The 24,980-nt window shown below is 72.4% G+C and carries 16 protein-coding genes; 6 read left to right on the forward strand and 10 right to left on the reverse strand.

Going from position 1 to position 24,980, the window contains the following annotated elements; all coding sequences use genetic code 11:
• Positions 1 to 13 precede the first annotated feature (13 nt).
• The 4 genes from IE142_RS18510 to IE142_RS18525 are packed head-to-tail and all read right to left on the reverse strand — an operon-like array spanning position 14 to position 4,587.
• A complete protein-coding gene (locus IE142_RS18510; RefSeq protein ID WP_179342542.1) occupies positions 14 to 655 on the reverse strand; it encodes a GTP-binding protein in 642 nt (213 codons plus the stop codon).
• Positions 636 to 1,079, reverse strand: coding sequence for a DUF742 domain-containing protein (locus IE142_RS18515; protein ID WP_043379982.1), 444 nt, complete (start codon positions 1,077 to 1,079; stop codon positions 636 to 638). Before IE142_RS18515 ends, IE142_RS18510 begins: the two co-directional genes overlap by 20 nt.
• The gene (locus IE142_RS18520) at positions 1,079 to 1,588 is read right to left on the reverse strand and encodes a roadblock/LC7 domain-containing protein (RefSeq protein WP_191886804.1); all 510 of its coding nucleotides are present in this window, start codon (positions 1,586 to 1,588) and stop codon (positions 1,079 to 1,081) included. Before IE142_RS18520 ends, IE142_RS18515 begins: the two co-directional genes overlap by 1 nt.
• Positions 1,585 to 4,587 carry a sensor histidine kinase gene (locus IE142_RS18525; RefSeq protein ID WP_229830654.1) on the reverse strand — a complete coding sequence of 1,001 codons (3,003 nt, stop codon included), beginning with the start codon at positions 4,585 to 4,587 and terminating at the stop codon, positions 1,585 to 1,587. The genes IE142_RS18520 and IE142_RS18525 overlap by 4 nt, the downstream gene beginning before the upstream one ends.
• A gap of 462 nt (positions 4,588 to 5,049) precedes the next feature.
• Here IE142_RS18525 and IE142_RS18530 point away from each other — a divergent pair, with 462 nt between their 5' ends.
• Positions 5,050 to 5,841 (forward strand): protein phosphatase 2C domain-containing protein, encoded by a 792-nt coding sequence (locus IE142_RS18530; protein ID WP_191886806.1) that lies wholly within the window; start codon positions 5,050 to 5,052, stop codon positions 5,839 to 5,841.
• Between the two features lie 31 nt (positions 5,842 to 5,872).
• On the opposite strand, the gene IE142_RS18535 is transcribed toward IE142_RS18530, so the two are convergent.
• Complete coding sequence (locus IE142_RS18535) at positions 5,873 to 6,367, reverse strand: MarR family winged helix-turn-helix transcriptional regulator (protein WP_100046680.1); 495 nt, start codon at positions 6,365 to 6,367, stop codon at positions 5,873 to 5,875.
• A 252-nt stretch (positions 6,368 to 6,619) separates the two neighbouring features.
• Between IE142_RS18535 and IE142_RS18540 the strand changes: the two genes are divergently transcribed.
• Positions 6,620 to 7,447: a lysozyme gene (locus tag IE142_RS18540; RefSeq protein WP_043379994.1), complete on the forward strand. Its 828-nt coding sequence runs from the start codon at positions 6,620 to 6,622 to the stop codon at positions 7,445 to 7,447.
• Positions 7,448 to 7,540: 93 nt separating this feature from the next.
• Here IE142_RS18540 and lon read toward each other — a convergent pair whose 3' ends face one another.
• The gene (lon, locus tag IE142_RS18545; protein WP_191886807.1) at positions 7,541 to 9,964 is read right to left on the reverse strand and encodes an endopeptidase La; all 2,424 of its coding nucleotides are present in this window, start codon (positions 9,962 to 9,964) and stop codon (positions 7,541 to 7,543) included.
• A 161-nt stretch (positions 9,965 to 10,125) separates the two neighbouring features.
• Between lon and IE142_RS18550 the strand changes: the two genes are divergently transcribed.
• The 4 genes from IE142_RS18550 to IE142_RS18565 all read left to right on the forward strand — a co-directional run bounded on the left by IE142_RS18550 (position 10,126) and on the right by IE142_RS18565 (position 16,926).
• Complete coding sequence (locus IE142_RS18550; RefSeq protein ID WP_191886808.1) at positions 10,126 to 10,824, forward strand: spermine/spermidine synthase domain-containing protein; 699 nt, start codon at positions 10,126 to 10,128, stop codon at positions 10,822 to 10,824.
• Between the two features lie 122 nt (positions 10,825 to 10,946).
• Positions 10,947 to 11,687 carry a response regulator transcription factor gene (locus IE142_RS18555; RefSeq protein ID WP_043380000.1) on the forward strand — a complete coding sequence of 247 codons (741 nt, stop codon included), beginning with the start codon at positions 10,947 to 10,949 and terminating at the stop codon, positions 11,685 to 11,687.
• On the forward strand, positions 11,684 to 12,808 hold the full coding sequence (locus IE142_RS18560; protein WP_191886809.1) for a sensor histidine kinase: 1,125 nt from the start codon (positions 11,684 to 11,686) through the stop codon (positions 12,806 to 12,808). Before IE142_RS18555 ends, IE142_RS18560 begins: the two co-directional genes overlap by 4 nt.
• A gap of 281 nt (positions 12,809 to 13,089) precedes the next feature.
• Entirely contained in the window at positions 13,090 to 16,926 is a 3,837-nt protein-coding gene (locus IE142_RS18565; protein ID WP_191886810.1) for a multifunctional oxoglutarate decarboxylase/oxoglutarate dehydrogenase thiamine pyrophosphate-binding subunit/dihydrolipoyllysine-residue succinyltransferase subunit, read from the forward strand.
• A gap of 81 nt (positions 16,927 to 17,007) precedes the next feature.
• Here the strand turns inward: IE142_RS18565 and fxsT are convergent, their stop codons facing one another.
• The 4 genes from fxsT to IE142_RS18585 form a co-directional block, all read right to left on the reverse strand.
• Complete coding sequence (gene fxsT / locus IE142_RS18570; RefSeq protein WP_191886811.1) at positions 17,008 to 20,010, reverse strand: FxSxx-COOH system tetratricopeptide repeat protein; 3,003 nt, start codon at positions 20,008 to 20,010, stop codon at positions 17,008 to 17,010.
• Positions 20,011 to 20,085: 75 nt separating this feature from the next.
• Positions 20,086 to 21,363 (reverse strand): aKG-HExxH-type peptide beta-hydroxylase, encoded by a 1,278-nt coding sequence (locus IE142_RS18575; protein ID WP_191886812.1) that lies wholly within the window; start codon positions 21,361 to 21,363, stop codon positions 20,086 to 20,088.
• The gene (locus IE142_RS18580) at positions 21,360 to 21,644 is read right to left on the reverse strand and encodes a hypothetical protein (protein WP_191886813.1); all 285 of its coding nucleotides are present in this window, start codon (positions 21,642 to 21,644) and stop codon (positions 21,360 to 21,362) included. The genes IE142_RS18575 and IE142_RS18580 overlap by 4 nt, the downstream gene beginning before the upstream one ends.
• 89 nt (positions 21,645 to 21,733) lie before the next feature.
• A complete protein-coding gene (locus tag IE142_RS18585) occupies positions 21,734 to 24,976 on the reverse strand; it encodes an SAV_2336 N-terminal domain-related protein (protein ID WP_191886814.1) in 3,243 nt (1,080 codons plus the stop codon).
• Between the last annotated feature and the right edge of the window lie 4 nt (positions 24,977 to 24,980).

The following is a 24,980-nucleotide window of genomic DNA, read 5'->3' on the forward strand; positions in this document are numbered from 1 at the left end:
TGCTCGGGGTGGGCTACTCGGGGGTTTCGTCGAGCGCGTGGCCCACGAGGGACAAGAGGGTCTCGATGGCCGAGATTCGACGGCGCGCATCCATGATCATTACAGGTATGTGCGCCGGGATCGTCAACGCCTCCCGCACGTCCTCCGCCTCGAACAGCTCGCTGCCGTCGAAGTGGTTCACCGCCACGACGTACGGCAGTCCGCAGCTCTCGAAGTAGTCCAGTGCCGGGAAACAGTCCTTGAGGCGGCGGGTGTCGGCCATGACGACGGCGCCGATCGCGCCGCGCACCAGGTCGTCCCACATGAACCAGAACCGCTGCTGTCCCGGCGTGCCGAACAGGTAGAGCACCAGGTCGTCGTCGAGCGTGATGCGGCCGAAGTCCATGGCCACGGTGGTGGTGAGCTTGCCCGGCGTGGCGGTGAGGTCGTCGGTCTCCTCGCTCGCCTCGGTCATCAGCGCCTCGGTCTGCAGGGGCGTGATCTCCGAGACGGCGGTGACCAGGGTGGTCTTGCCGACGCCGAAGCCGCCGGCCACCACGATCTTCGTGGCGATGGGCGCGCGCGTGCGGTCCGCCTGCCAGGGCTGCATGGTCTCGTCCGGGTCGACGAGCGGGGAGACGCCGTAGGCGGCGGCGTCAGAGACGACGGAGTCCACTGAGCACCCTTTCGAGCAGAGCGCGGTCCGGACGGCCCGTTCCGTGGCCGGTTCCGGTGCCGTACACACGGATCTTTCCCTGGTCCGCCAGGTCGCTGATGAGGACGCGGACGACGCCGAGCGGCATCTTCAGCAACGCGGCGATCTCGGCCACCGTACGCATGCGGCGGCACAGTTCGACGATGGCCCGCATCTCCGGCATCACGCGGGAGGTGAGGCCGCCGTTCGTCAGTTCCTTGCGCTCCTCGGCGGCGTCCAGCGCGGCGGTGCCGGCCGTCGCGCCGACGAACGTCTCCACGAGCAGGACGTGGCCGAAGCGCGTGCGGCCGCCGGTGAGCGAGTAGGGGCGTACGCGGGCGGGCTTGCGGTCGGCGCCGCGTACGGGGAGGCTCCCCCGGCCGTTCTCTCCGGGACTGCTGCTCATCAGGCGCTCCCCGTCGACTCGGACGACTCGGACTCCAGGGATTTCCGCAGCTCGCTGCGGAGTTCGGGAGTCAGGACGTGGCCGGCGCGGCCGACGAAGAGCGCCATGTGGTACGCGACGACGCTCATGTCGCAGTCCGCGGAGCCGTGCACGCCGAGCAGCGAGCCGTCGCTGATCGACATCACGAACAGGCTGCCCTCGTCCATGGCGACCATCGTGTGCTTCACGTTGCCGAACTCCATCAGCCGGGCGGCGCCGATGGTCAGGCTGCCGACGCCGGAGACGACGGTGGCGAGGTCGGCGGCGGAGCCGCGCGGGCCGGTGCGGCGCACGGTCTGTGCCGCGCGTGCCGCGTCGTTCCTTTCCTGGTCGGAGGAGAGGAGCAGCAGGCCGTCGGAGGAGACCACCGCCACCGATTGGATGCCGGGCACCTCCTCGACGAGATTGGTCAGCAGCCAGTGGAGATTGCGGGCTTCACTGCTCAGTCCGAAGGTACTGGGCGCGGTCAACTGCTTGCCTCCTCGACAGTGCCCCCCGTGGCTTGCTCGGTTGTCCCCGCTGCGGCGGACGGCGCCTCGTGCTGCTCCGTCCGGTCGGCGATCTCCGCCTCGACGTCGCGGCGGCCGGCTTCCGCACCGAGGCGAAACCCTCCCAGGCGACGGCGGAGTGCCTCGGCGTCGACGGAACCCGACGTGCGCGGCCTCGGTGCCGCGTCGGGGGTGGTGAGTTTCGGGGTCCGCTTGGGCAGGCCCTTGTCGGTGACGGGGTCGGCCTGTTCGCTGCCTGTGGCCTCGTCCGTCCGCGACGTGCCCTCGTCCGGCGTGCGGTCGTGGGCGTCGGGGCCGATGGCGTAGGGGTCTGGGGTGGGTTCCGGTGCGCTGGTGGGTTCAGGTGCGTGGGTGGGTTCGGGATCCGGTGTGGACTCCTGCTCCGGTGTCGGCTCCGGTCCCGGTGTCCTGTCCCGGTCCTGCGGTCCTGCCTGGGCCGGGATCAGGAGAGTCATGGTGGGGTCGTCGGGCAGGTCGTGGCCTGGGGCGCCCCCGGTGCCCGGTTCCGTGTCCGGTGCCTGTTCCGCTGCGGGGTCCGGCGCCGATGCGGGGTCCGGGACCGGTTCCGGTTCCGCGGCCGGGCGCGGCTCCGGCTGCGGCTCGGGCGTCGTCTCGGTGCCCTCCGGTTCGTCGGTGATGACGGTCCGGTGAGCCTCTTCCGTCCCGTCCGTCTCCGCGCGCCGTACGGCCTCTTCCGCCGAGGCGACCAGCGGGTCCGCGTCCTTGTGCTCACCCTTCTCCGCACGGCCGTGCAGGACGTTGGAGTTGGCCTCCGCGTCGGCGCCCGGCAGGGAGAAGGAACCCGTGTCGGTCATCTGCACGCTCGGGGCCAGCGCGGCCGGCGGTGCCGCCGCGAGCAGCGGGGCCGGGAGCACGACGACGGCAGCGACACCGCCCTGCTTCTGCTCCCGCAGCCGCACCCGCGCCCCGTGCCGGTGGGCGAGCCGGGCCACCACGTACAGGCCGAGCCCGAGACCGTCGTCGCCCTCCTGGTCGTACGGCGCCGCCGGGTCGAAGTCGGTGAGGCGGGCGTTGAGCCGCTGGAGGCGTTCAGTGGCCATGCCGATGCCCTCGTCCTGGACGGAGAGCATCACCTCGCCGTTCTCCAGCAGCCAGCCGGAGACCTCGACGGGCAGGTCGGGCGGCGAGAAGGAGGTGGCGTTCTCCATCAGCTCGGCCAGCAGGTGGGAGAGGTCGTCGGCGGCGAAGCCGGCCACGTGCGCGTGCGGCGGCAGCGCGGCGATGCGGACCCGCTCGTACCGCTCGATCTCGCTGACCGCGGCCCGGACCACGTCGACCAGCGGCACCGGTGAGGCGCTGTGCTGGACGTGCTCGGTACCGGCGAGGACGAGGAGGTTCTCGCTGTGCCGGCGCATGACGGTGGCGAAGTGGTCGAGCTTGAACAGGGTGGCCAGGCGGTCCGGGTCCTGCTCGCGCTCCTCCAGGCTTTCGATGACCGCGAGTTGCCGCTCGACCAGGCCGAGAGTGCGCAGCGCCAGGTTCACGAAGGTGGAGCCGATGCTCTTGCGGACCACCTCCAGCTGGGCGGCGGACCGGTCGAGTTCGGCGCGCAGTTCCTCGCGGGCGTCGGCCATCTTCTGCCGCTGGCCGACGAGGTGCTTGCGGTCGGACTCCAGGGTGTTGACGCGCTCGGCGAGCGTGACGGCGTGCGCGTGCAGGGCGTTGACGGAGCGGACGACCTGGGCGAACTCGTCGTTGCGGCCGGTGAACGCGACGGCCTCCTCGGCAGCCGGGTCCTGAGCGTCCGCCAGCCGGGCCGAGCCGCGGCGCAGCACCGACAGCGGGCGGGTGAGGGTGCGGGCCATGGCGGTGGCGATGCCGACGGCGAGCAGGAGCAGGGCGCCGAGGGCGGCGATCCGGATCTCCAGCGTGGTGACGTCGTCGTCGCGCAGCTTCTCCAGGTCGGTGACGCGCTTCTCGTAGAGGGCGGACTCGGCGCCGCGCATGGCGTCGATCCGGGCGGAGAGCGCGGCGTCCAGCCGCTTCACGCTGGTGTCGAGGTCGTCGTCGGAGAGCGTCGGCTCGTCCGTGAGATCGGCGAGGTACTTGTCGGCGGAGTTGACCTCGGGGCCGGCGACCGTGGCGTCGAAACTGTCCCGCGCCTCCTTGGGCGCGCCCTCGCGGAAGTCGGCGAGGGCGGCGTCGGAGCGTACCCGGGCCTGCTGGGCTGCGGCGGCGAGCGCGTCGCGCTGCTCGGCGTCGGCACCGGAGGAGGTGGTCGTCTCCGTCGGCAGGCCCGTGATCGGGTCGATGACGGTCTCGGTGCTGCTCGGCACGTTGAGGGCCGCGAGCAGCAGTCCGCGAGTGGCGGAGGCCTGTTGGACGGCGGTGTCCAGCTCGGCGAAGGCGTACGCCCCGGCGCCGGCGCGGGGCGGCATCTGCTCGGCCAGCTCCTCGGCCAGCGCGTGGAGTTCGGTGATCGCCTCCGAGTACGCCTCGTGGGCCTCGAGCGCGGTGCTCTTGCCCGTGAGGGCGGCCCGGCGCAGGGCGGCGATGGCGTCCAGGTCCTCGCGCAGGGAGGCGGGCGTGTCGGTGTCGGCCCGCAACTCCTCGACCTGCCGGTCGACGCGGGCGCTGCGCTGTTCGGAGGGCGCCTTCGACTCGGGGCGTCCGGCGGCGATGTACGGGGTGACCTCGTCGCGTTCGTCGGCGAGGGAGTGGGCGAGGGCCAGCGCTCCCTGGGTCCGTTCGGCGAGTGTCACCAGCTCCTGCGAGTCGTGCAGTTGCCCCGATGCGGCCACCACGGACGGGGCTCCGGCTCCGGCGACCGCGGCGGCCACGACCGCCACGGCGACGACGAGCCGATTGCGTACGCGGGTGGGGCGGCCGTTGCCGACGGGAACCGCCGACGGCGCCGGGGTGGAGGTGCCCGGGGTGCGCTCCGCGCTCCTCGCGGGGGCCGTCTGCTTGTCCTTGCGACGAGGCCGCGTCTTCTGCACCGGTGCTCGCATTCCTGACTCGTGTACCCGTGGGCGCGGGTGGCGCTCCGTCAACTGGCCGGTCGGCGCGTGCACCCTCCGCCACGCTCCGGGTTGCTCCCCGGCCGCCGACTGCGCACCGGACGGGGGCACCGCGTGAGCAGGGCAGGCCCGCCACCGGTCCCCGACCCTCCCAGTGCCGGTGGGCGGTGGGCGCGCATCATCCGACCCGCCACCCGAAGGAGTGAACCTCGGACGGGAGTTGGGGGGCAAGTTCCGGTGGCTCTTGCGACTCGCCCGCGGGGCGCGCCGGTTGGACGTCTGCGACGGGCAGTGGCACTATGTGCCGCCACGCATTGACGGAGTGTCGTATTCCAACCCAAAAGCGGCGTCTGACCTGCGCCACAGCGTCGATTCCGGGGCATCCCGCGGCGGGTGCCGACCTTTCGCGGACAGCGTGAAGGGGTCGTGCAGACTGGCTGGATGCGCACGGAACTCGTCTCGGACCCCGGACTCGCCGACCACCCCAACGAGGACTTCGCGAGCGTCGGACTACCGGCCTCGGGACAGGGTGGTTCGCTCGTCGTGCTGGACGGCGTGACGCCGCCGAGGAGCGAGACGGGTTGTCTGCATTCCGTACCCTGGTTCACCGCGCGCCTCGGCGGAGCACTGACCGAACTGACCGTTTCACTCCCGGATGTTCCCCTCGCCGAAGCCCTGTCCCGCGCCGTCTCGCGTACCTCGGCGGCACACGCGGAAACCTGTGACCTTTCTCACCCGCGCACGCCCCAGGCAACCGTGGTGCTGGCCCGCTGGTCACCCGCGTCCGTCGAGTACCTGGTCCTGTCCGACTCCGCCCTGCTGGTGGAGGCTCCCGACGGCACGGTCACGGCCGTCCTGGACGACCGGCTGGCCCGGCTGCCCCGCTCGGCCCTCGCCACGGACGCGCTGGTGGACGCCCATTACCGCAACAAGGAGGGCGGCTTCTTCACGGCCGCGGCCGACCCGTCGGTGGCGGCGCGGGCGGTGACGGGGGTGCTGCCGCGCTCCGAGGTGCGGACGCTGGCGGCGCTGACGGACGGGGCCGGGCGGTGGGTGGAGACGTTCCGCGAGGGCGACTGGACGGACTTCCTGGCGCTGGTGCGCAAGCAGGGCGCGCGGGCGCTGGTGGACCGGGTACGGGAGCTCGAGCGCGCGGACGCGGCGGGTTCGCGGACGTACCTGGGCCGCAGCAAGACGCACGACGACGCGACGGTGGCGTACGCGGAGCTCTGAACGCGCGCGAGGGCGGCGGCGCTCGCCGGCGCTACCTCTCCATCCCCCGGTTCAGTTCGTGCAGCAGCCGGGCCAGTTCGGTCACCTCGCGCGGGTCCCAGTCGGCGAGCCGGCGGGCGTAGCGGGCACGGCGGGCCTCGCGTACGCGGCCGACTCGGGCCTTGCCCTCCGGGGTCAGGGTTACCAGCCAGGCCCGGCCGTCGGCGGGGTCGGGTTCCCGGGCGACGAGGCCGAGTTCCTCCAGGGCGCGCAGTTGGCGGGACATCGTGGCCTTGCCGACGCCGATGTAGGCGGCGAGCTCCGTGGCCCGCTGGCCGCCGCACTCGCCGAGTCGCACGAGGAGGCCGTACGCGGACGACTCCAGGTCGGGGTGGACCTCGCGGGCCATCTCGCCCTGGTTGGCCCGGGCCCGCCGCAGCAGCACCGTCAACTCCCGCTCCAGCGCGAGGAATTCCGGTTGGTTCACACCACTGCCGGTCACCGCGGATTCGACTCCGCGACCGTCGCCGTTCCCGTCCTCGTGCACGTCAGCCCCTGCCTCGATCTTCCCGGTCCTGAAAGTTTCCGCCACGGGACGCCATCACCGCAGCTCGGCAAGTATTTCGCAGGCTTAGACCAACGGCAGCTCCCGGCCCCTCTTCCCACCCGCCGTTCTACGTGCGTAGCGTTTTCCCGGGCCAGGCGGATGGCATGCGCACGCCACACCGGCACGTCCCGCCCGGTCTCTCCCCACCCGCGTAACCCCCACCGAGCACCACCGAGCCATCGGAGGCACGTCATGCTCGTGCACAGATCGGGATCGGCCCGCGGGCGGCGCTTCGCCGTCACCGGGATTCTGCTCGCCGCGTTCTCCCTGGTGTTCACCGTCCCCGCCCACTCCTCGCCGGACGCCGACACCCCGCCCCGCGGCTCCGCCCACATGGGCATGGGCGTCCTGGAGCACGACGGGCGGCACGGCACGCCGGTGCCGGGCGGCGCCACCCAGACGGAGGGCGTGGACGTCTCCAGCCACCAGGGCAACGTCGCCTGGTCGACCCTGTGGAACAGCGGGGTCAAGTGGGCCTACGTCAAGGCCACCGAGGGGACGTACTACACCAACCCGTACTTCGCCCAGCAGTACAACGGCTCGTACAACGTCGGCATGATCCGCGGGGCGTACCACTTCGCCACGCCGGACACGACGAGCGGCGCCGCCCAGGCCAACTTCTTCGTCGACCACGGCGGCGGCTGGTCCCGCGACGGCAAGACGCTGCCGGGCGCGCTGGACATCGAGTGGAACCCGTACGGGGCCACCTGCTACGGCAAGACGCAGAGCCAGATGGTCTCCTGGATCCGCGACTTCCTGAACACCTACAAGGCCCGCACCGGCCGCGACGCCGTGATCTACACGGCAACCAGCTGGTGGACCCAGTGCACCGGCAACTACGGCGGTTTCGCGGCGAACAACCCGCTGTGGATCGCCCGCTACGCCTCGACGGTGGGGACGCTGCCGGCGGGCTGGCCGTACTACACGATGTGGCAGTACACCTCGTCCGGGCCGACGGTCGGGGACCACAACAAGTTCAACGGGGCCCTGGACCGCGTCCGGGCGCTGGCGAACGGCTGACGCTCCCGGCGCGTACGGCGAAGGCCCGGACTCCGCGCGGATGCAGTTGGCGGAGTCCGGGCCCTTCCCTTCACCCGTCCGGCCACGAGTCCGTCACACCGCGACCGGAACCTCCGGCTCCGCACCACTCGACGCAGGTGCGAGAGCCAGCTCGAGGACCTGCCGGACGTCCGTGACGGCGTGGACGTCGAGCTTGTCCAGCACCTCCGCCGGGACGTCGTCCAGGTCGGGCTCGTTGCGCTTCGGAATGATCACCGTGGTGACGCCCGCCCGGTGCGCCGCGAGCAGCTTCTGCTTGACCCCGCCGATCGGCAGGACCCGGCCGGTCAGCGACACCTCGCCGGTCATCGCCACGTCGGTGCGGACCAGTCGCCCGGAGAGCAGCGAGGCCAGCGCCGTGGTCATCGTGATGCCGGCGCTCGGACCGTCCTTCGGCACCGCGCCCGCCGGGAAGTGGATGTGCACGCCCCGGTCCTTCAGGTCCGCCACCGGCAGTTCCAGCTCGGCGCCGCGGCTGCGCAGGAAGCTCAGCGCGATCTGCGCCGACTCCTTCATCACGTCGCCCAGCTGACCGGTCAGGGTCAGACCCGACGCGCCCGTCTCCGGGTCGGCCAGCGACGCCTCGACGTACAGGACGTCACCGCCCGCCCCGGTGACCGCGAGACCCGTCGCGACGCCCGGCACGGACGTGCGGCGCTCGGCCGGGTCCTGAGCGGACTCGGGCACGTGGTGCGGCCGTCCGATCAGGGCGCGCAGGTCGTCCTCGGTGATCGTGAAGGGCAGCTCCCGCTCCCCCAGCTCGTGCTGGGCCGCGATCTTGCGCAGCAGCCGGGCGATCGACCGCTCCAGGGTGCGCACGCCCGCCTCCCGGGTGTACTCCCCGGCCAGCTTGCGCAGCGCGCCCTCCTCGACCTTCACCTCGTCGCCGTCGAGCCCGGCCCGCTCAAGCTGGCGCGGGAGCAGGTGGTCGCGGGCGATGACGATCTTCTCGTCCTCGGTGTAGCCGTCGAGGCGGACGAGCTCCATGCGGTCGAGCAGGGCCTCCGGGATGGCCTCCAGGACGTTCGCGGTGGCGAGGAAGACCACGTCGGACAGGTCCAGCTCGACCTCCAGGTAATGGTCCCGGAAGGTGTGGTTCTGCGCCGGGTCCAGGACTTCCAGCAGGGCGGCGGCCGGGTCGCCCCGGAAGTCCGAGCCCACCTTGTCGATCTCGTCGAGGAGGACGACCGGGTTCATGGAGCCCGCCTCCTTGATCGCCCGCACGACCCGGCCGGGCAGCGCGCCGACGTACGTACGCCGGTGGCCGCGGATCTCGGCCTCGTCGCGCACGCCGCCGAGGGCGACGCGGACGAACTTGCGGCCCATCGCGTGGGCGACGGACTCGCCGAGGGACGTCTTGCCGACGCCGGGCGGACCGACCAGGGCCAGTACGGCACCCCCGCGCCGTCCGCCGACGACGCCGAGGCCCCGGTCGACGCGCCGCTTGCGCACGGCCAGGTACTCGGTGATCCGCTCCTTCACGTCCTCCAGGCCGGCGTGCTCGGCGTCGAGCACCGCCTGGGCGCCCTGGATGTCGTAGGCGTCCTCCGTGCGCTCGTTCCACGGCATCTCCAGAACCGTGTCGAGCCAGGTGCGGATCCAGGAGCCCTCCGGCGACTGGTCGGAGGACCGCTCCAGCTTGTCGACCTCCTTGAGGGCGGCCTCGCGGACCTTCTCGGGCAGGTCTGCGGCCTCCACGCGGGCGCGGTAGTCGTCGGACTCCTCGCCCTCCTGCTCGCCGTTGAGTTCGCGCAGCTCCTTGCGCACGGCCTCCAGCTGGCGGCGCAGCAGGAACTCCCGCTGCTGCTTGTCGACGCCCTCCTGGACGTCCTTGGCGATGGTCTCGGCGACGTCCTGTTCGGCGAGGTGGTCGCGCAGCTGACGGGTGGCGAGCTTCAGGCGCTCGACCGGGTCGGCGCTCTCCAGCAGTTCGACCTTCTGCTCGGTGGTGAGGAAGGGCGAGTAGCCGGAGTTGTCGGCGAGCGCGGAGACATCCTCGATGGCCTGGACGCGGTCCACGACCTGCCAGGCGCCGCGCTTGCGCAGCCAGGCGGTGGCCAGTGCCTTGTACTCCTTCACCAGTTCGGTGACCTGGCCGGGCAGCGGGTCGGGCACTGTCTCGTCGACGCGTGTGCCCTCGACCCACAGGGCGGCGCCGGGGCCGGTGGTGCCGGCACCGATGCTCACCCGGTGCCGGCCCCGGATCAGGGCGCCCGGATCGCCGTCGGCGAGGCGGCCGACCTGCTCGACCGTGCCGAGGACGCCGGTCTTGGCGTAGGTGCCGTCGACGCGCGGGACGAGGAGGACCCGGGGCTTGCCGGGCTCGGACCTGGCGGCAGCCTGGGCCGCCTCCACCGCGGCCCGTACCTCGGCGTCGCTCAGGTCCAGGGGGACGACCATTCCGGGCAGGACCACTTCGTCGTCGAGCGGCAGCACGGGCAGGGTGAGCGGTGTGAAGGCGGCGGACTCAGCAGCCATGATCTCCCCTTCGGCAGTCAAGTTGAGTTACATCGACTCAATGAAAGGGAGTCCACGATTGTTCCCCAAGGCGTGTTCGCTCTGAGCGATCAAGTGCGGGTGCCGCGTCTGCCGGGGCAGCACCGTCGGACCGTCCGGCATTCCTTTGCCAGGATGGGCTGATGCCCACCACTTCCCACGACCCCTACGACACCCCCGAAGTCCTGGACCGTCGCGAGGGCCCGCACGGCGAGGTCGTCCTGCGCCGGCACGGGGCACTGCTGCAGATCATCGCGAACGGCTGCTTCCTGATGGACACCTCCGACGGGCGCTCCGAGCGGCGGCTGGTGGACGTGGCGTCCGAGGCGCTCGCCGCCTCCGCCGGGCCGTCCGCGCCGCACCTGCTCATCGGCGGTCTCGGCGTCGGCTTCTCGCTCGCACACGCGGCCGCCGACCCGCGCTGGGGCCGGATCGCGGTCGTCGAACGCGAACGCGCCATCATCGACTGGCACCGGGGCGGCCCCCTGGCCGCACTGTCCGCCGAGGCACTGGCCGACCCCCGCGCGGAGATCGTCGAAGCGGACCTGGTGCGTTACGTCAATGAGACATCCGACACGTACGACGCCCTCTGCCTCGACATCGACAACGGCCCCGCCTGGACCGTCACCGAGGACAACGACGGGCTGTACACGCCGGCCGGACTGGCGGGCTGCGCACGGGTGTTGAGGCCCGGCGGGGTGCTTGCCGTATGGTCCGCCCAACCCTCCCCGGAATTCGAAGAAACCTTGCGTAATGCCGGGTTCCAACAGGTGCGTACCGAAGAGATCCCCGTTGCCCGGGGCGTTCCGGACGTCGTCCACCTCGCCGTCGGGCCTGGATAGCAAAGCCGCGGCCGATCCCCGTACGCTGCTGCCCTGACGCGGTCATTCAAGCGTCAATCGCAGTCATGCGCAGACAAGGGATCACCCCACTGATTCCGGTAAGCACACCTCAGGGGCGGGCGATGGAGCAGACACAGACCTCCCACAACGGCACGGCGACGGCGACCCAGGGCGCACAGCGCCGGGTGCTGGTGGTCGAGGACGACCAGACGATCGTCGACGCCATCGCGACCCGCCTGCGCGCCGAAGGGTTCCTGGTGCAAACGGCGGGCGACGGCCCGGCCGCCGTCGACACGGCCGAGGCATGGCAGCCCGACCTGCTGATCCTCGACATCATGCTGCCGGGCTTCGACGGCCTGGAGGTCTGCCGGCGCGTGCAGGCCCAGCGTCCGGTGCCGGTGCTGATGCTCACCGCGCGGGACGACGAGACGGACATGCTGGTCGGGCTCGGCGTGGGCGCCGACGACTACATGACCAAGCCGTTCTCGATGCGTGAGCTCGCCGCACGCGTGCACGTGCTGCTGCGCCGGGTGGAGCGGGCCGTGGTGGCCGCCTCCACGCCGCGCAGCGGCATCCTGCGCCTCGGCGAACTGGAGATCGACCACGCGCAGCGCCGCGTGCGGGTGCGCAGCGAGGACGTCCACCTCACGCCCACCGAGTTCGACCTGCTGGTCTGCCTGGCGAACACGCCCCGCGCGGTGCTCTCCCGGGAGCAGCTGCTGGCCGAGGTGTGGGACTGGGCGGACGCCTCCGGCACCCGGACCGTCGACAGCCACATCAAGGCGCTGCGCCGGAAGATCGGCGCCGAGCGCATCCGCACAGTGCACGGCGTCGGGTACGCGCTGGAGACGCCGACGCCGTGAGCGAGGGGCGGGAGGCCGCACGGAGGAGCCCCGGCCCCCGGAGCACCGGGGATCCCTGGGGCGGCGTACGCCCGTTCTCGATCAAGACCAAGCTGGGCGCGCTGGTCGTCACGTCGGTGCTGATCACCACGGGTCTGTCGGTGATCGCGGTGCACACCAAGACGGAGCTGCGCTTCATCACGGTCTTCTCGATGATCGCCACGCTGCTGATCACCCAGTTCGTGGCGCACTCGCTGACCGCTCCGCTGGACGAGATGAACGCCGTGGCCCGGTCCATCTCGCACGGCGACTACACCCGCCGGGTGCGCGAGAACCGCCGCGACGAGCTGGGCGACCTGGCCGTCACCATCAACCGCATGGCCGACGACCTGGAGGCCCAGGACCTCCAGCGCAAGGAGCTGGTCGCGAACGTCTCGCACGAGCTGCGCACTCCCATCGCGGGCCTGCGCGCGGTGCTGGAGAACATCGTCGACGGGGTCACCGAAGCCGATCCCGAGACCGTGCGCACGGCGCTCGGCCAGACGGAGCGGCTCGGCCGGCTGGTGGAGACGCTGCTCGACCTCTCCCGCCTGGACAACGGCGTCGTACCGCTGCGCAAGCGGCGCTTCGAGGTGTGGCCGTACCTGTCGGGCGTGCTGAAGGAGGCCAACATGGTCGCCTCCGCGCGGGCGGGCATCGCCACCGGTTCCGGCAGTCACACCCGCACCGACGTGCACCTCGCCCTGGACGTGTGCCCGTCCGACCTCACCGCCCACGCCGACCCCGAGCGCATCCACCAGGTCGTCGCCAACCTCATCGACAACGCGGTCAAGCACAGCCCGCCGCACGGCCGGGTGACGGTTCGGGCGCGGCGCGGGGAGCTGCCGGAGTCGCTGGAGCTGGAGGTCCTCGACGAGGGTCCCGGTATTCCGCGCTCGGAGTGGCGCCGGGTGTTCGAACGGTTCAACCGGGGTTCGGTGTCCCGGCCGCACGGTCCGGGCAGCGACGGCGGCACCGGACTGGGCCTGGCGATCGCCCGCTGGGCGGTGGATCTGCACGGCGGCCGGATCGGCGTGGCCGAATCCGAGCGGGGATGCCGGATTCTCATCACCCTTCCGGGCCTGCCGTCAGCTCCGAGTTGACGTAGGGTTCGAACCGGAGCGTCAAGATCCACTGGCGTTCGCGCTGACGGACACGTGTGATCAGGCACAGGCCCGCGCCCTCCCGGCGCCGGGTCGCGGTCTCCCCTTCCCACGCGCAACGGAACCTCGCTTGTTTCCCGCCATTTCCAGCACCGAAACGCACTCTGCGATGTGACTTACGCGACGATGAACGGGCCCGGTCTGACCTTCCGGGCCGGGGAGGCGTAGCCTTGATTCCCGCTGTCCACCATCTTGTGAAGCGGAAGAGGGCGGTTCTCGCCGTGTCGCCACAGTCCCCCAGTAACTCGAGCATCTCGACCGACACCGACCAAGCGGGCAACGCGGGCAAGAACCCCGCGGCCGCCTTCGGTGCCAACGAGTGGCTCGTCGACGAGATCTATCAGCAGTACCTCCAGGACCCGAACTCCGTGGACCGAGCCTGGTGGGACTTCTTCGCCGACTACAAGCCCGGAGCGGCCGCTGCCCAGCCCGCCTCCGGCGCCGCGGCCACGGAGTCCGGCAGCGCCCCCCAGGCCGCCCCCACGCCGCAGGCGCAGGCAGCCGCCCCGGCCCAGCCGAAGGCGGCCCCCCAGCCGGCCGCCCCCGCGGCTCCGGCCGCACAGCCCGCCGCTGCCGCCCCCGCGGCTCCGGCCGCCCCGGCAGCGAAGCCCGCCGCCGCGCCGGCCAAGCCCGCCGCCAAGCCGCAGGCCAAGGCCGCCACGCCCGCCAAGGACGCCGACTCCACGCCCGAGGGTCCGGAGCTGGTGACCCTGCGCGGCCCCGCCGCCGCGGTGGCGAAGAACATGAACGCCTCCCTGGAGCTGCCCACGGCCACGTCCGTGCGCGCGGTCCCGGTGAAGCTGCTGTTCGACAACCGCATCGTCATCAACAACCACCTCAAGCGCGCCCGGGGCGGGAAGATCTCCTTCACGCACCTGATCGGCTACGCGATGGTGCAGGCCATCAAGGCCATGCCGTCGATGAACTACGCGTTCGGCGAGAAGGACGGCAAGCCGACCCTCATCAAGCCGCCGCACATCAACCTCGGCCTCGCCATCGACCTGGTCAAGCCCAACGGCGACCGCCAGCTGGTCGTCGCGGCGATCAAGAAGGCCGAGACGCTGAACTTCTTCGAGTTCTGGCAGGCCTACGAGGACATCGTCCGCCGCGCCCGCGACGGCAAGCTCACGATGGACGACTTCACCGGCGTCACGGTCTCCCTGACCAACCCGGGCGGCCTCGGCACCGTCCACTCCGTGCCCCGCCTGATGCCCGGCCAGTCGGTCATCATGGGCGTCGGCTCCATGGACTACCCGGCGGAGTTCCAGGGCACCTCCCAGGACACCCTGAACAAGCTCGGCATCTCGAAGGTCATGACGCTCACGTCGACCTACGACCACCGGGTCATCCAGGGCGCCGCGTCCGGCGAGTTCCTCCGCCAGGTCGCCAACCTGCTGCTCGGCGAGAACGGCTTCTACGACGACATCTTCAAGGCGCTGCGCATCCCCTACGAGCCGGTCCGCTGGCTCAAGGACATCGACGCCTCGCACGACGACGACGTCACCAAGGCCGCCCGCGTCTTCGAGCTGATCCACTCCTACCGGGTCCGCGGCCACGTCATGGCCGACACCGACCCGCTGGAGTACCAGCAGCGCAAGCACCCCGACCTGGACATCACCGAGCACGGGCTCACCCTGTGGGACCTGGAGCGCGAGTTCGCCGTCGGCGGCTTCGCCGGCAAGTCGCTCATGAAGCTGCGCGACATCCTCGGCGTGCTGCGCGACTCGTACTGCCGCACCACCGGCATCGAGTTCATGCACATCCAGGACCCCAAGCAGCGCAAGTGGATCCAGGACCGCATCGAGCGCTCGCACACCAAGCCGGAGCGCGAGGAGCAGCTGCGCATCCTGCGCCGCCTGAACGCGGCGGAGGCCTTCGAGACCTTCCTGCAGACGAAGTACGTCGGCCAGAAGCGCTTCTCCCTGGAGGGCGGCGAGTCCGTCATCCCCCTGCTGGACGCGGTCATCGACTCGGCCGCCGAGTCCCGCCTGGACGAGGTCGTCATCGGCATGGCCCACCGCGGCCGGCTGAACGTCCTGGCCAACGTGGTCGGCAAGTCGTACGCGCAGATTTTCCGCGAGTTCGAGGGCAACCTCGACCCGAAGTCGATGCACGGCTCCGGCGACGTGAAGTACCACTTGGGCGCCGAGGGCACCTTCACCGGCCTCGACGGCGAGCAGATCAAGGTCTCGCTGGTCGCCAACCCCTCGCACCTGGAGGCGGTCGACCCGGTCCTGGAGGGCGTCGCCCGCGCCAAGCAGGACATCATCAACAAGGGCGGCACGGACTTCACCGTCCTGCCGGTGGCGATCCACGGCGACGCGGCCTTCGCGGGCCAGGGCGTGGTGGCCGAGACCCTGAACATGTCGCAGCTGCGCGGCTACCGCACCGGCGGCACGGTCCACGTCGTCATCAACAACCAGGTCGGCTTCACCGCCGCCCCGGAGTCCTCGCGCTCCTCGATGTACGCCACCGACGTGGCCCGCATGATCGAGGCCCCGATCTTCCACGTGAACGGCGACGACCCGGAGGCCTGCGTCCGCGTGGCGCGGCTCGCCTTCGAGTTCCGCCAGGCGTTCAACAAGGACGTGGTGATCGACCTCATCTGCTACCGCCGCCGCGGTCACAACGAGACCGACAACCCGGCCTTCACCCAGCCGCTGATGTACGACCTGATCGACAAGAAGCGCTCGGTGCGCAAGCTCTACACCGAGTCCCTCATCGGTCGCGGCGACATCACCCTGGAAGAGGCCGAGCAGGCGCTGCAGGACTACCAGGGCCAGCTGGAGAAGGTCTTCACCGAGGTCCGCGAAGCCGTCTCCCAGCCGGCCGTCGCGGAGCCCTCGGACCCGCAGGCCGAGTTCCCGGTGGCCGTGAACACCGCGGTCACCGCCGAGACGGTCAAGCGGATCGCCGAGTCCCAGGTCAACATCCCCGACCACATCACCGTGCACCCGCGGCTGCTGCCGCAGCTGCAGCGCCGCGCGGCGATGGTCGAGGACGGCACGATCGACTGGGGCATGGGCGAGACCCTCGCCGTAGGCTCGCTGCTGCTCGAGGGCGTCCCGGTCCGGCTCTCCGGCCAGGACTCGCAGCGCGGCACCTTCGGCCAGCGGCACGCGGTGGTCATCGACCGCGAGACGGGCGACGAGTTCACCCCGCTGCTGTACCTGTCCGAGGACCAGGCCCGGTACAACGTCTACAACTCCTTGCTCTCCGAGTACGCGGTGATGGGCTTCGAGTACGGCTACTCGCTGGCCCGCCCGGACGCGCTGGTGATGTGGGAGGCGCAGTTCGGCGACTTCGTCAACGGCGCCCAGACGGTGGTGGACGAGTTCATCTCGTCGGCCGAGCAGAAGTGGAACCAGACCTCCGGCGTCACCCTCCTGCTGCCGCACGGCTACGAGGGCCAGGGCCCGGACCACTCCTCGGCCCGCCCGGAGCGCTTCCTGCAGCTCTGCGCGCAGAACAACATGACGGTCGCGATGCCGACCCTGCCGTCGAACTACTTCCACCTCCTGCGGTGGCAGGTGCACAACCCGCACCACAAGCCGCTGGTCGTCTTCACCCCGAAGTCGATGCTGCGCCTGAAGGCCGCGGCCTCGAAGGCGGAGGAGTTCACGACGGGCCAGTTCCGCCCGGTCATCGGCGACGACTCGGTCGACCCGGCCGCCGTCAAGAAGGTCGTCTTCACCGCCGGCAAGGTCTACTACGACCTCGACGCCGAGCGGAAGAAGCGCGGCGTCACGGACACGGCCATCATCCGCATCGAGCGCCTTTACCCGCTGCCGGGTGCCGAGCTCCAGGCGGAGATCGCCAAGTACCCGAACGCCGAGAAGTACCTGTGGGCCCAGGAGGAGCCGGCGAACCAGGGTGCCTGGCCGTTCATCGCGCTCAACCTGATCGACCACCTGGACCTGGCGGTCGGCGCCGACGTCCCGCACGGCGAGCGCCTGCGCCGCATCTCGCGCCCGCACGGCTCGTCCCCGGCCGTCGGTTCCGCCAAGCGGCACCAGGCGGAGCAGGAACAGCTGGTGCGCGAGGTGTTCGAGGCGTGAGCCGCTGACCGGCCTCGCCCACGCGCGAAGGGGCCCGGCCCCGAGTCCTTGCGACTCGGGGCCGGGCCCCTTTTCCGGGTTTCAGCCGAGGTAGGGCTCGAAGTCCCAGTACGGGCGAGTGCGCTGCCGGGCGGAGAGGGTGTGCGGATGTTGGGCGCCCAGCGTCCGGGTCAGGGCCAGCAGCGCGTCCTCCTCCAGCTTCGCCGCCTCCTCGTGTTCCCGGGCGGCCCGCAGATCGGCGGCCAGGGCCACCTGGCAGGACAGGGTCAGCGGGTGCTCGCCGCCCAGGGTGCGCTGAGCCCGGCGCGCCGTGTCCCGGCCGAGTTCCACCGCGTCGGCGATCCGCCCGTTGAAGTTGCGCGCGCCGGTGGTGCACAGGGCGCAGCCGAGCACCCAGGGGTGGTCGGGGCCCAGGGTGGCGGTGAGTCCGGCCAGGGCCGCCTCGAACATCGACATGGCCTCGGCCCGCTCGCCGGCCGCCTGCATGATCAGGCCGGTGTTGGCGAGCATGCCGGTGGCGACGGGGTGGGCGGGCCCGAGCAGCGCCCGGTACCCGGCCTCGGCCTCTTCGATGAGCTCGCGGGCGTGACTGAGGTCGCCGTGTTCGCGCAGGTAGTTGCCGTAGTTGGTGAGGAAGTTCAGGGTGCGGTAGTGCTCGCGACCGTGCACCTGGGCCAGCTCTTCCAGGAGACTCTCCATCGAGGGGCCCACGTCCTGGAAACCGCCCTCGCGGCGACGGCACATCACCAGGTGGGTACGGGCGCCCAGGGTCTGCGGGTGCTGCGCACCCAGTACCTGCACGTGCAGTCGGACCACCGGTTCCTGCCGGGCCATCGCCTCGCGGTAGCGACCCAGCAGCCGCAAGTCGTGCGTGACGGCGCTGGCGGAGTTGAGCGTGCTGATGTGCCGGACCCGCAGGACGTTCTCGCGGGTGCCGAGGTTTTCCAGGTCGAGTTCGTAGGCGTCCGCGTACCTGCCCAGCAGGCGCAGGCTGACACCGAGGTTGTGGCGGGCCCGCAGCGTGGCGGGCTCGTGGGTGCCGAGCAGGCCGCCGGTGCCGTTCAGGACCTCCTGTTGCAGTTCGTACGCCTCGTCGTAGCGGCCCAGGCTGCGCAGGGAGTTGGCCATCGAGTCCTGGGCGGCCAGTTCGGCGAGCGCGTTGGTGCCGGACCCGGCTGCCCGTAGCCGCTCCAGCACGGACCGGTCGAGTTCGTACGCCTCGCGGAACCGGCCGCTGGCCTGCACCAGGTTGCTCTCCTGCGCGGTCAGGTCGAGCATGGGCTGGGACAGGGGCGGAAGCAGCTTCGACCAGCGGTCGCGGATCCGCTGGGCCAGCGCCAGACCGGTGGTGTACTCACCGCTGCGGACGCAGTAGCGCAGGCAGTTGAGAACGGCCTCCTGGACTCGTGGCCGGGTGCTGTCGAAGGCCCCCGAAGGCTCCAGGTGCGGCAGCAACTCGGCGTACCGCGGCCAGTTCCGGCTGTCGAGGGGGTTGCCCGGGTCCGCCTCGGCGAGCAGGGTACGCACGGCCCAGCGGTGGGTTTCGCGGCTGTCCGCGCCGATCAGCTTGGAGATGATGTCGTGGACGAGCCGGTGCATGTGCACCGACTCCTGGTGGGGCCCCATCTCGACGCCGACCGGCCCCCGGGTCTCACGGGTGAGTACCGAGTAGTTCGCCAGCGTGTCCAGGGCGCGGGTCCAGGCTGGCAGGTCCGCCGCCATCCACCGCAGTTCCTCGGGGAGGTCGGCGTGCGGGTAGGCGCGGATGAGCCCGAGCGGAATGCGGCCGGGAGCGAACGAGGTGCACAGGCCGAGCACGTCGAGGGCCTGCGGCTGCGCCCGGCGCAGCCGGTTGAGCAGTATCGACCACGAGGTCATGGAGGACTGCGGGAACCCCTCGCCCGCGACGGGCTCGTCCACGGTGGAGAGTCTGCGCTCGCGCACCATCCGCAGATACTCGGGAACCTCCATTCGGGATTCGCCGAGCCAGGAGGCGGCCTGCACGAGCGGCAGCGGTACGTCGCCGAACTCGGCGGCGACCTCGTCGGCCTCCGCGGCGGTGATGTGGCTGGCCCGGCGCATCAGGTAGCCGACGGACTCGGCGCGCACGAAGGCCGGGACCTCCAGGACGTCGGCCCGCTCGCTCCATCCGCGGTTGCGGGAGGTCACCAGGACGTGGCCGGCGCCCTGCGGCAGCAGCGCGTCGGCCCCCGTGGTGTCGTCCCAGCCGTCGAAGACGATCAGCCACTTGGCGTGGGGATCACCGCGGCGCAGTGCGTTGCGTACGGCCCGGATGCGCTCACCCGGTTCGCTGCCGCTGCGCAGCCCGAGTTCGACCGCGAGTTCGCCGAAGCGGTCGCGCTGGATGTTGCGGTCGTCTGAGTTGACCCACCAGACGACGTCGTAGTCGGTGCTGAACCGGTGCGCGTACTCGGTCGCAAGCTGGGTCTTGCCGATGCCTGACATGCCGAGCAGGGTGCAGACGGCAGCCCCGCGCTCTGCGTCGGCGAGACGCTGGTGGAGGGTGGTGAGAAGGTCGTCGCGTCCGGTGAAACGCGGGTTGCGGTGCGGCACCTCGCCCCAGACGTCGCAGCGTGTGTCCGGGTAGCGCACAGGGGTGACCGGTGTACGGGGTGTGCGCAGGCGGCTCAGTCCCAGCCGGGTGAGCAGCCGCTCCTCGGCGCCCTCCTCGCCGATCCCCCACAGGCTGGCCGGTTCCAGGACCGCCGTGGCCGGCAGGAGCGGGCGGTTGGTGAGGTTGACGGCCGCGAGGCGGTCGGCGTGCGCGGCGACGAAGCCGCGCAGGACGTCGTTCCACTCGCCCGCGGGGCGCGGGCCCAGTTCGAAGAACCAGTCGTCGAGGACGAGGAGGACGCGCCCGCTGGACAGGAGCAGGTCGCCGAACGAGTCCTCCAGGGGGACCTCCCGCGGTGGGTCCCAGCGCTGCAGTGTGGTCCGATGACCGTGGCGCTCCAGGCACTGCCCGATCCATGCCGCCCATGAACGGTGGTAGCCGGGAAAGACCACCAGAATGTGCTCGGACGCCGTGGCACCGTCCGCACCGGACCACCGGTGTTCCGTCATCGCTGCTCCCGTTCCCGCCGCGTCCGCCGCGCTCGCGCACACGCTAACGCAACGAGGTCAATACTGTGCGCTCTGTCATCTGGAGTCCCGGACCCTCGTCCCGAGACTCAGGTGATGCCGGTGCATCTCCTGCACGAAGTGCCGTCCCGTACAGGTCAGTTCATCGGATCCCCGGAGTACGGACAAGGCCTGGTCGACCTGTTCGCGGTACCGCCCGTAGCGCTCCGCGGCGCGCTGCCGCCAGGCCGTGGGGGCAGCGGACGCCCGTTCTGCCCTCCGCCACAGGTCGAGCAGGGCCAGGTGGGCGTAGGTGCCCTGGAGGACCGCCGAGGCCGGTCTCGGGTCGGGCCGCCAGGCCACCCGGTGCAGGATGCCCCCGGGACGACACAGGAGGACGGAGTCGTCGAGGGCCGCGAGCTTGGTGTGGTGGGTCTCGTGGACCAGTGTCTCCGCCAGCTCCGCGGCACCGGCCGGGAGCTGGGTCAGCACGGCGCCGGGAGCGGCTCGGACGGTGGCACCCGTCGGCATCCCGCTGTCGTGTCCCGCCGCGGCGAGCGGCACCAAGGCGTGCACCAGGGCGTCCGTCTCGGAGATCCGCCCCGGATCGGTCGCCGACAGCAGCGCGCGGGCCCGGCGCCACCGCCCGGCCCACGACGGGTGGTCGGTGTGCGCACGGTCGGCCGCGGGGACCGCCGTGGGTCCTATGCCGGGGCGCGGCACCCGGTAGGGGTCGAGGTCGTCGAGGAGGGCCGTACCGCCCGGCAGGGCCCGCAGCGCGGACCAGCCGGGTCCGTGGGCGGCACCGTCCCGCACCCGGACCCGACGTCGCGGCAGGTCGACCGCGCCGTGCCCGGCGTCTTCCACGAGCCGCAGCCGGCCGTCCCGGGCGCTCACCCGGGCCCGGCCGGAGGGGCAGCGCAGTACGCCCAGACCGGGCAGGCCCAGGACTCCGGAGGGCACTCGGAGGGTGCCGGTGGCCGGGCAGCCGGCGCGGGACGCGGCGACGACGGCTACTCCTGCCAGATGGGCCAGGTGTGCCTCGAACTCCGGCCCGGTCGGAGCGGCGAGCGCCTCGGTGATCCAAGCGCCGGTCGTCGGGTAGTCGAGCACCTCGCGCACGGCGCCGGCGTCGGCCCGCTCGGCTCGCTCCAGCAGCGCCCAAGCGTCCTCGAAGCCTCGACGCACCGAGGGGCGCAGGTGGGCGTGCTGCCGTTCGACCCGAACGAGGAGGGCCTTGAACAGCAGCATGCGACGCGCGTGGACCGCCGCACGCAGTGCCGCCGTTCCGGCGGGGGTGGGCCGGGTCGTTGCGAGTGCGGTGAGGACATCGGGCGGGACGGTCGCCCGGCTCATTCCCGCAGTGCCCGGATCGGGGCCGTCCCGTCGGGTCCGGCTGAAAAGGTACGTGGCTCCGCAGCGGCGCCGAGCCCGGTCGACGAGGGTTCGTTGCCGCCGGAGTACCAGACCTGCCGGGACTCGACCGGCCCCGCCAGCACCAGGTCGACGGCCTCGGAGAGCTCCGGACCGTCCATGGCGCGCAAGGTTCGCAGGTCCACGTCGTCGAGCCCGGGCGGCAGCACGGTCCGCCCGGCGTCCCGGCTCCGGACGGCGGTCACCTTCCCCTGCTCCGCCACGCTCGGCTCCTCCCCCCAAGTCCGCACCGCTCGATCGCAACGGTTGCCCAGTTCTTCCCGACCGGTCGGGAGCAGAAACCCGGACCGGATCAGGTGTGTTGAAACTCGGCCGAGTTGGTCTGCTGCTCCCACGGATGCCAGGGCGGAGCGAGCCGCCTCCACTCCTCCTCGGGCATGGTCCGTACCGGGGCCGCCGGTACTCGTCCCTCCGTCAGCTCCGTCTCGGCCCGGCGGGTGAGCTGCACGTCGTCCCAGTCGACGTCCCGCAGCGCTCCCGTGAGCCGCTGCCACTGGTCCCGCGCGGCCCGGTAAGCCGCTCCGGCGGCGTTCGGCCGACCCAGGAGCACCAGCACCGCTCCGCTGCCGTGCCGGGCCCGCGCCGCCGTCGGCGATCCCGGCCGGTCGCCGTAGACCGCACGTGCCTCGCGCTCGGCGTTCTCGTACGCCTGCAGCGCCTCGAACAGCACGGGCGCCCCGGCCCGGTACCACCCTTCGAGCCGCACCCTGCCGAGCTGCAGCCAGGCCTCGGCCCGTACCCCCACGTCGGCCGCCGCCCGCACCGCCTGCCCCAGCAGGTGCCGGCTCTCGAAAAGGTCCGGCAGGAAGCCGAGGTGGCGGAAGCGCTGGGCGAGGGCGCTGCCGACGAGCGCCTGAAGCCGTCCGCGCTGCGCGGATCGGGCGGGCAGGGCCTTCAGCGCCTCGCGCAGGACGTTCTCCGCGCGGTCCACCAGGCCCGCGCCGTCCTTGCGGGAGGCGCGGCGCAGCAGCGACTCGCCCCAGACCGTGAGGAGTTCGCAGCGTCGGGGGCCCTCGGCCGGGGCCAGCATGACGGCCGTCTCGTAGGCCGCGTCGGCCTCCCCTGGCTCGCCGACCGTGTCGTGGAACGCGGCACGGGCGACGAGGCAGGGCAGCCTCAGGGCGGGGTCGTCGCCGGCGGCCCGCTCCGCCCTCAGCAGCGCTTCCCGTGTCGCCTCCTCGTCCGCTCCCGCGCCGCGCAGCGCCCGCACCAGGTCGAGCAGGGCCCGGCTGCGTACGGCGTGGGGGGCGCCGGAGTCGTCCAGCAGGGCGCAGGCAGGGCGCAGGTCGGCGGCGGCCTCGTCGTAGCGCCCCAGGTCCAGGAGGAGCCGGCCCCGGCGCAGCAGCCTGGCCCGGTGGACGGTGCGCCAGGTCTCGGCCTCCCGGCGATCCGGGGAGGGCCCGGTCCCCGTCGCGGGCGCGGCGGCCCGGCGGGTGGCCTCGGGCCAGGGCGGCGTGTCGGGCGCCAGGACGGCGAGCGCGGTCGTGAGGTGGTCCGCTTCTTCGGTGACGCGCCACAACGCGTGCAGTCCGGCGGCCAGTTCGAGGGCGGACTCCGCTTGTGCGGGGCTCTGGTCGGGCGCCGAGCGGCGTGCAGCCGCCAGGTGCTCGGTGGCGGCGGTGAGGAGGTCCACCCGGCGCTCGTGGGCGCGGCCCGCCACCGTGTCGGCCTCGGCGCGCAGCACCCGGCCGAGGACCAGCCGGGCCCGGACGACGTCGCCCTCGTCGACCGTCGTGGCGTCGGTGCCGGTGGCGGCGCGTACCGCGGCCTCCGCGTGCTCCCTCGCCCGGTGCAGCACCTCGGGGTCGGCCAGCGTGCGCCACTGGCCGAGCAGCCGCTCCGCCTCCGTCAGCGGCTCGGGGGTGACCATGTCGGGCAGGTAGAAGCGCAGCACGCGGGCGGGGACGCGGGCGAAGAGTTCGGACTCGGGGGTGTCGCCGGCGGGCGGCCCCGAGCCGTCGTCGACGACCGGCCCGGCGTCGCCGGCACCCGCGTCCTGTCCGGCGAGGCGGACCGCGGCCAGCGCGGCGAAGTTGCGGGTGCCCTTGCCGAAGCGGCGCTCCACGTATGCCGAGCAGTGCTTGAGGACGAGTCCGGCCGTGTCCTGGTCGAGGGTGCTGAGCAGCAGGTCCTGGACCCGCCCCGGGTAGGCGAAGCAGGGCTGCTCCTCGGTGCCCGGCAGACGGCGCAGCAGTCCGCCCAGCAGGACCTCGGCCAGTTCCATGGGGCCGGTGTCGGGGAGCATCGCGCGCTGCACGAGTTGCATGACGGGCAGGGTGAGCGGCGCGGCGGCCAGGTACACGGCGAGGCGCAGGGCGCCGGGCGAGGCGGTCGCCCGGAACGCGCGCACCAGTTCGTCGTCGCCGCGCGGCACCCCGTCGGCCGGGGCCGCCGGTGCGGGGCGGTGCACCGTCCTGGCCGCCCAGGCGCGCTCCCTGGTGGGGCCCGTGCCGGCCAGCAGCCGCGCCCAGGTGTCGAACGCCTCGGGGGTCGGCTGGAGCACCGGCACGGCCGCGACGGGCGCGGCCGGCTCGTTCCACGGCTCCTCGTCCGGGTGGAAGGTGAGGCGCCCGCCGAGGTCGGCGGGCCGGACGAGCAGCCCCGGCTCCGCGGGCAGCGCCGTGCGGCCCCACAGCCGGGGCGGCAGGGGCTGGACGATGGCCAGGGGGGAGGAGCGCGGCCAGGACCGCAGGAGCCGTTGCGCCCCGCCGCTGTGCCACTGGGCGCCCACGCAATCGCTGATCAGCAGGGTGACGGAACGGCCCGAGGGATCGTGGAGTTCGTCCGGCGATCGCAGCCTGAGCGGCTTGCCGGGCTCGGCGGCCGGACCGATCACCGGGTACCCGGTGGCGTCGGCGTACAGGTGGTGGACCCGGACGGCGGCGAAGGCGCCCGACTGTCGGCAGGCCTGGCTCAGCTCCTCCGCCAGTTGTCCCCACACGGCCATGGTGGGGCCGGTGTCCATGAGGAGGTGGACGTCGCACCGGCGGTTGCGGCCCGGCCGCGGTACGGGCAGCAGGATCCCGCTCGCGGCGGCGCGCTCGGCCGTGGCCTCCTCGTCGACGCCGCCGTCGGGCGGGGTGCCGGCGACCCGGTAGCGGCCGAGGGTACGCAGGGCCTTCTCCAGACCGAGGAGGCCGGGCAGCGCGTTGGCGGCGGGGGCGCGCACCGGGAAGGTGGCGTGGGCGCCGCCGCCGTCCTGGGCCCGGCCGGTGGCGGCGGCCGCGGCGCGCAGCGGCACCGGGGTGGACGCCCTAGTTCCGGGGGCGGTGGGCCCGGGGTCGGGCCGCGGTGTCCCGCGGTCGGTGGTGGCGGGTTCCCCGGGCTCCGGCCGCGACGGGGCCGGCCCCCTCGCCGGCCCACCGGCCGGTTCGGAGCCGGGGTCGGTGAGGTGGTCACGGAGGGCGGCGTCGTGGGGCGGTGTCGCGCCGAGCCGTCGGGCCAGCCAGACGGCGTCCGCGACGTCCTCGGCGGTCACGTCGAGGCCGGCGCGGCGCAACCGGCCGATCAGCTCTTCCAGCGGCGCGCCCTGCATCGGG

Origin of the sequence: Streptomyces mutabilis, from assembly GCF_014649815.1 — a bacterium.
GTDB lineage: Bacteria > Actinomycetota > Actinomycetes > Streptomycetales > Streptomycetaceae > Streptomyces > Streptomyces mutabilis.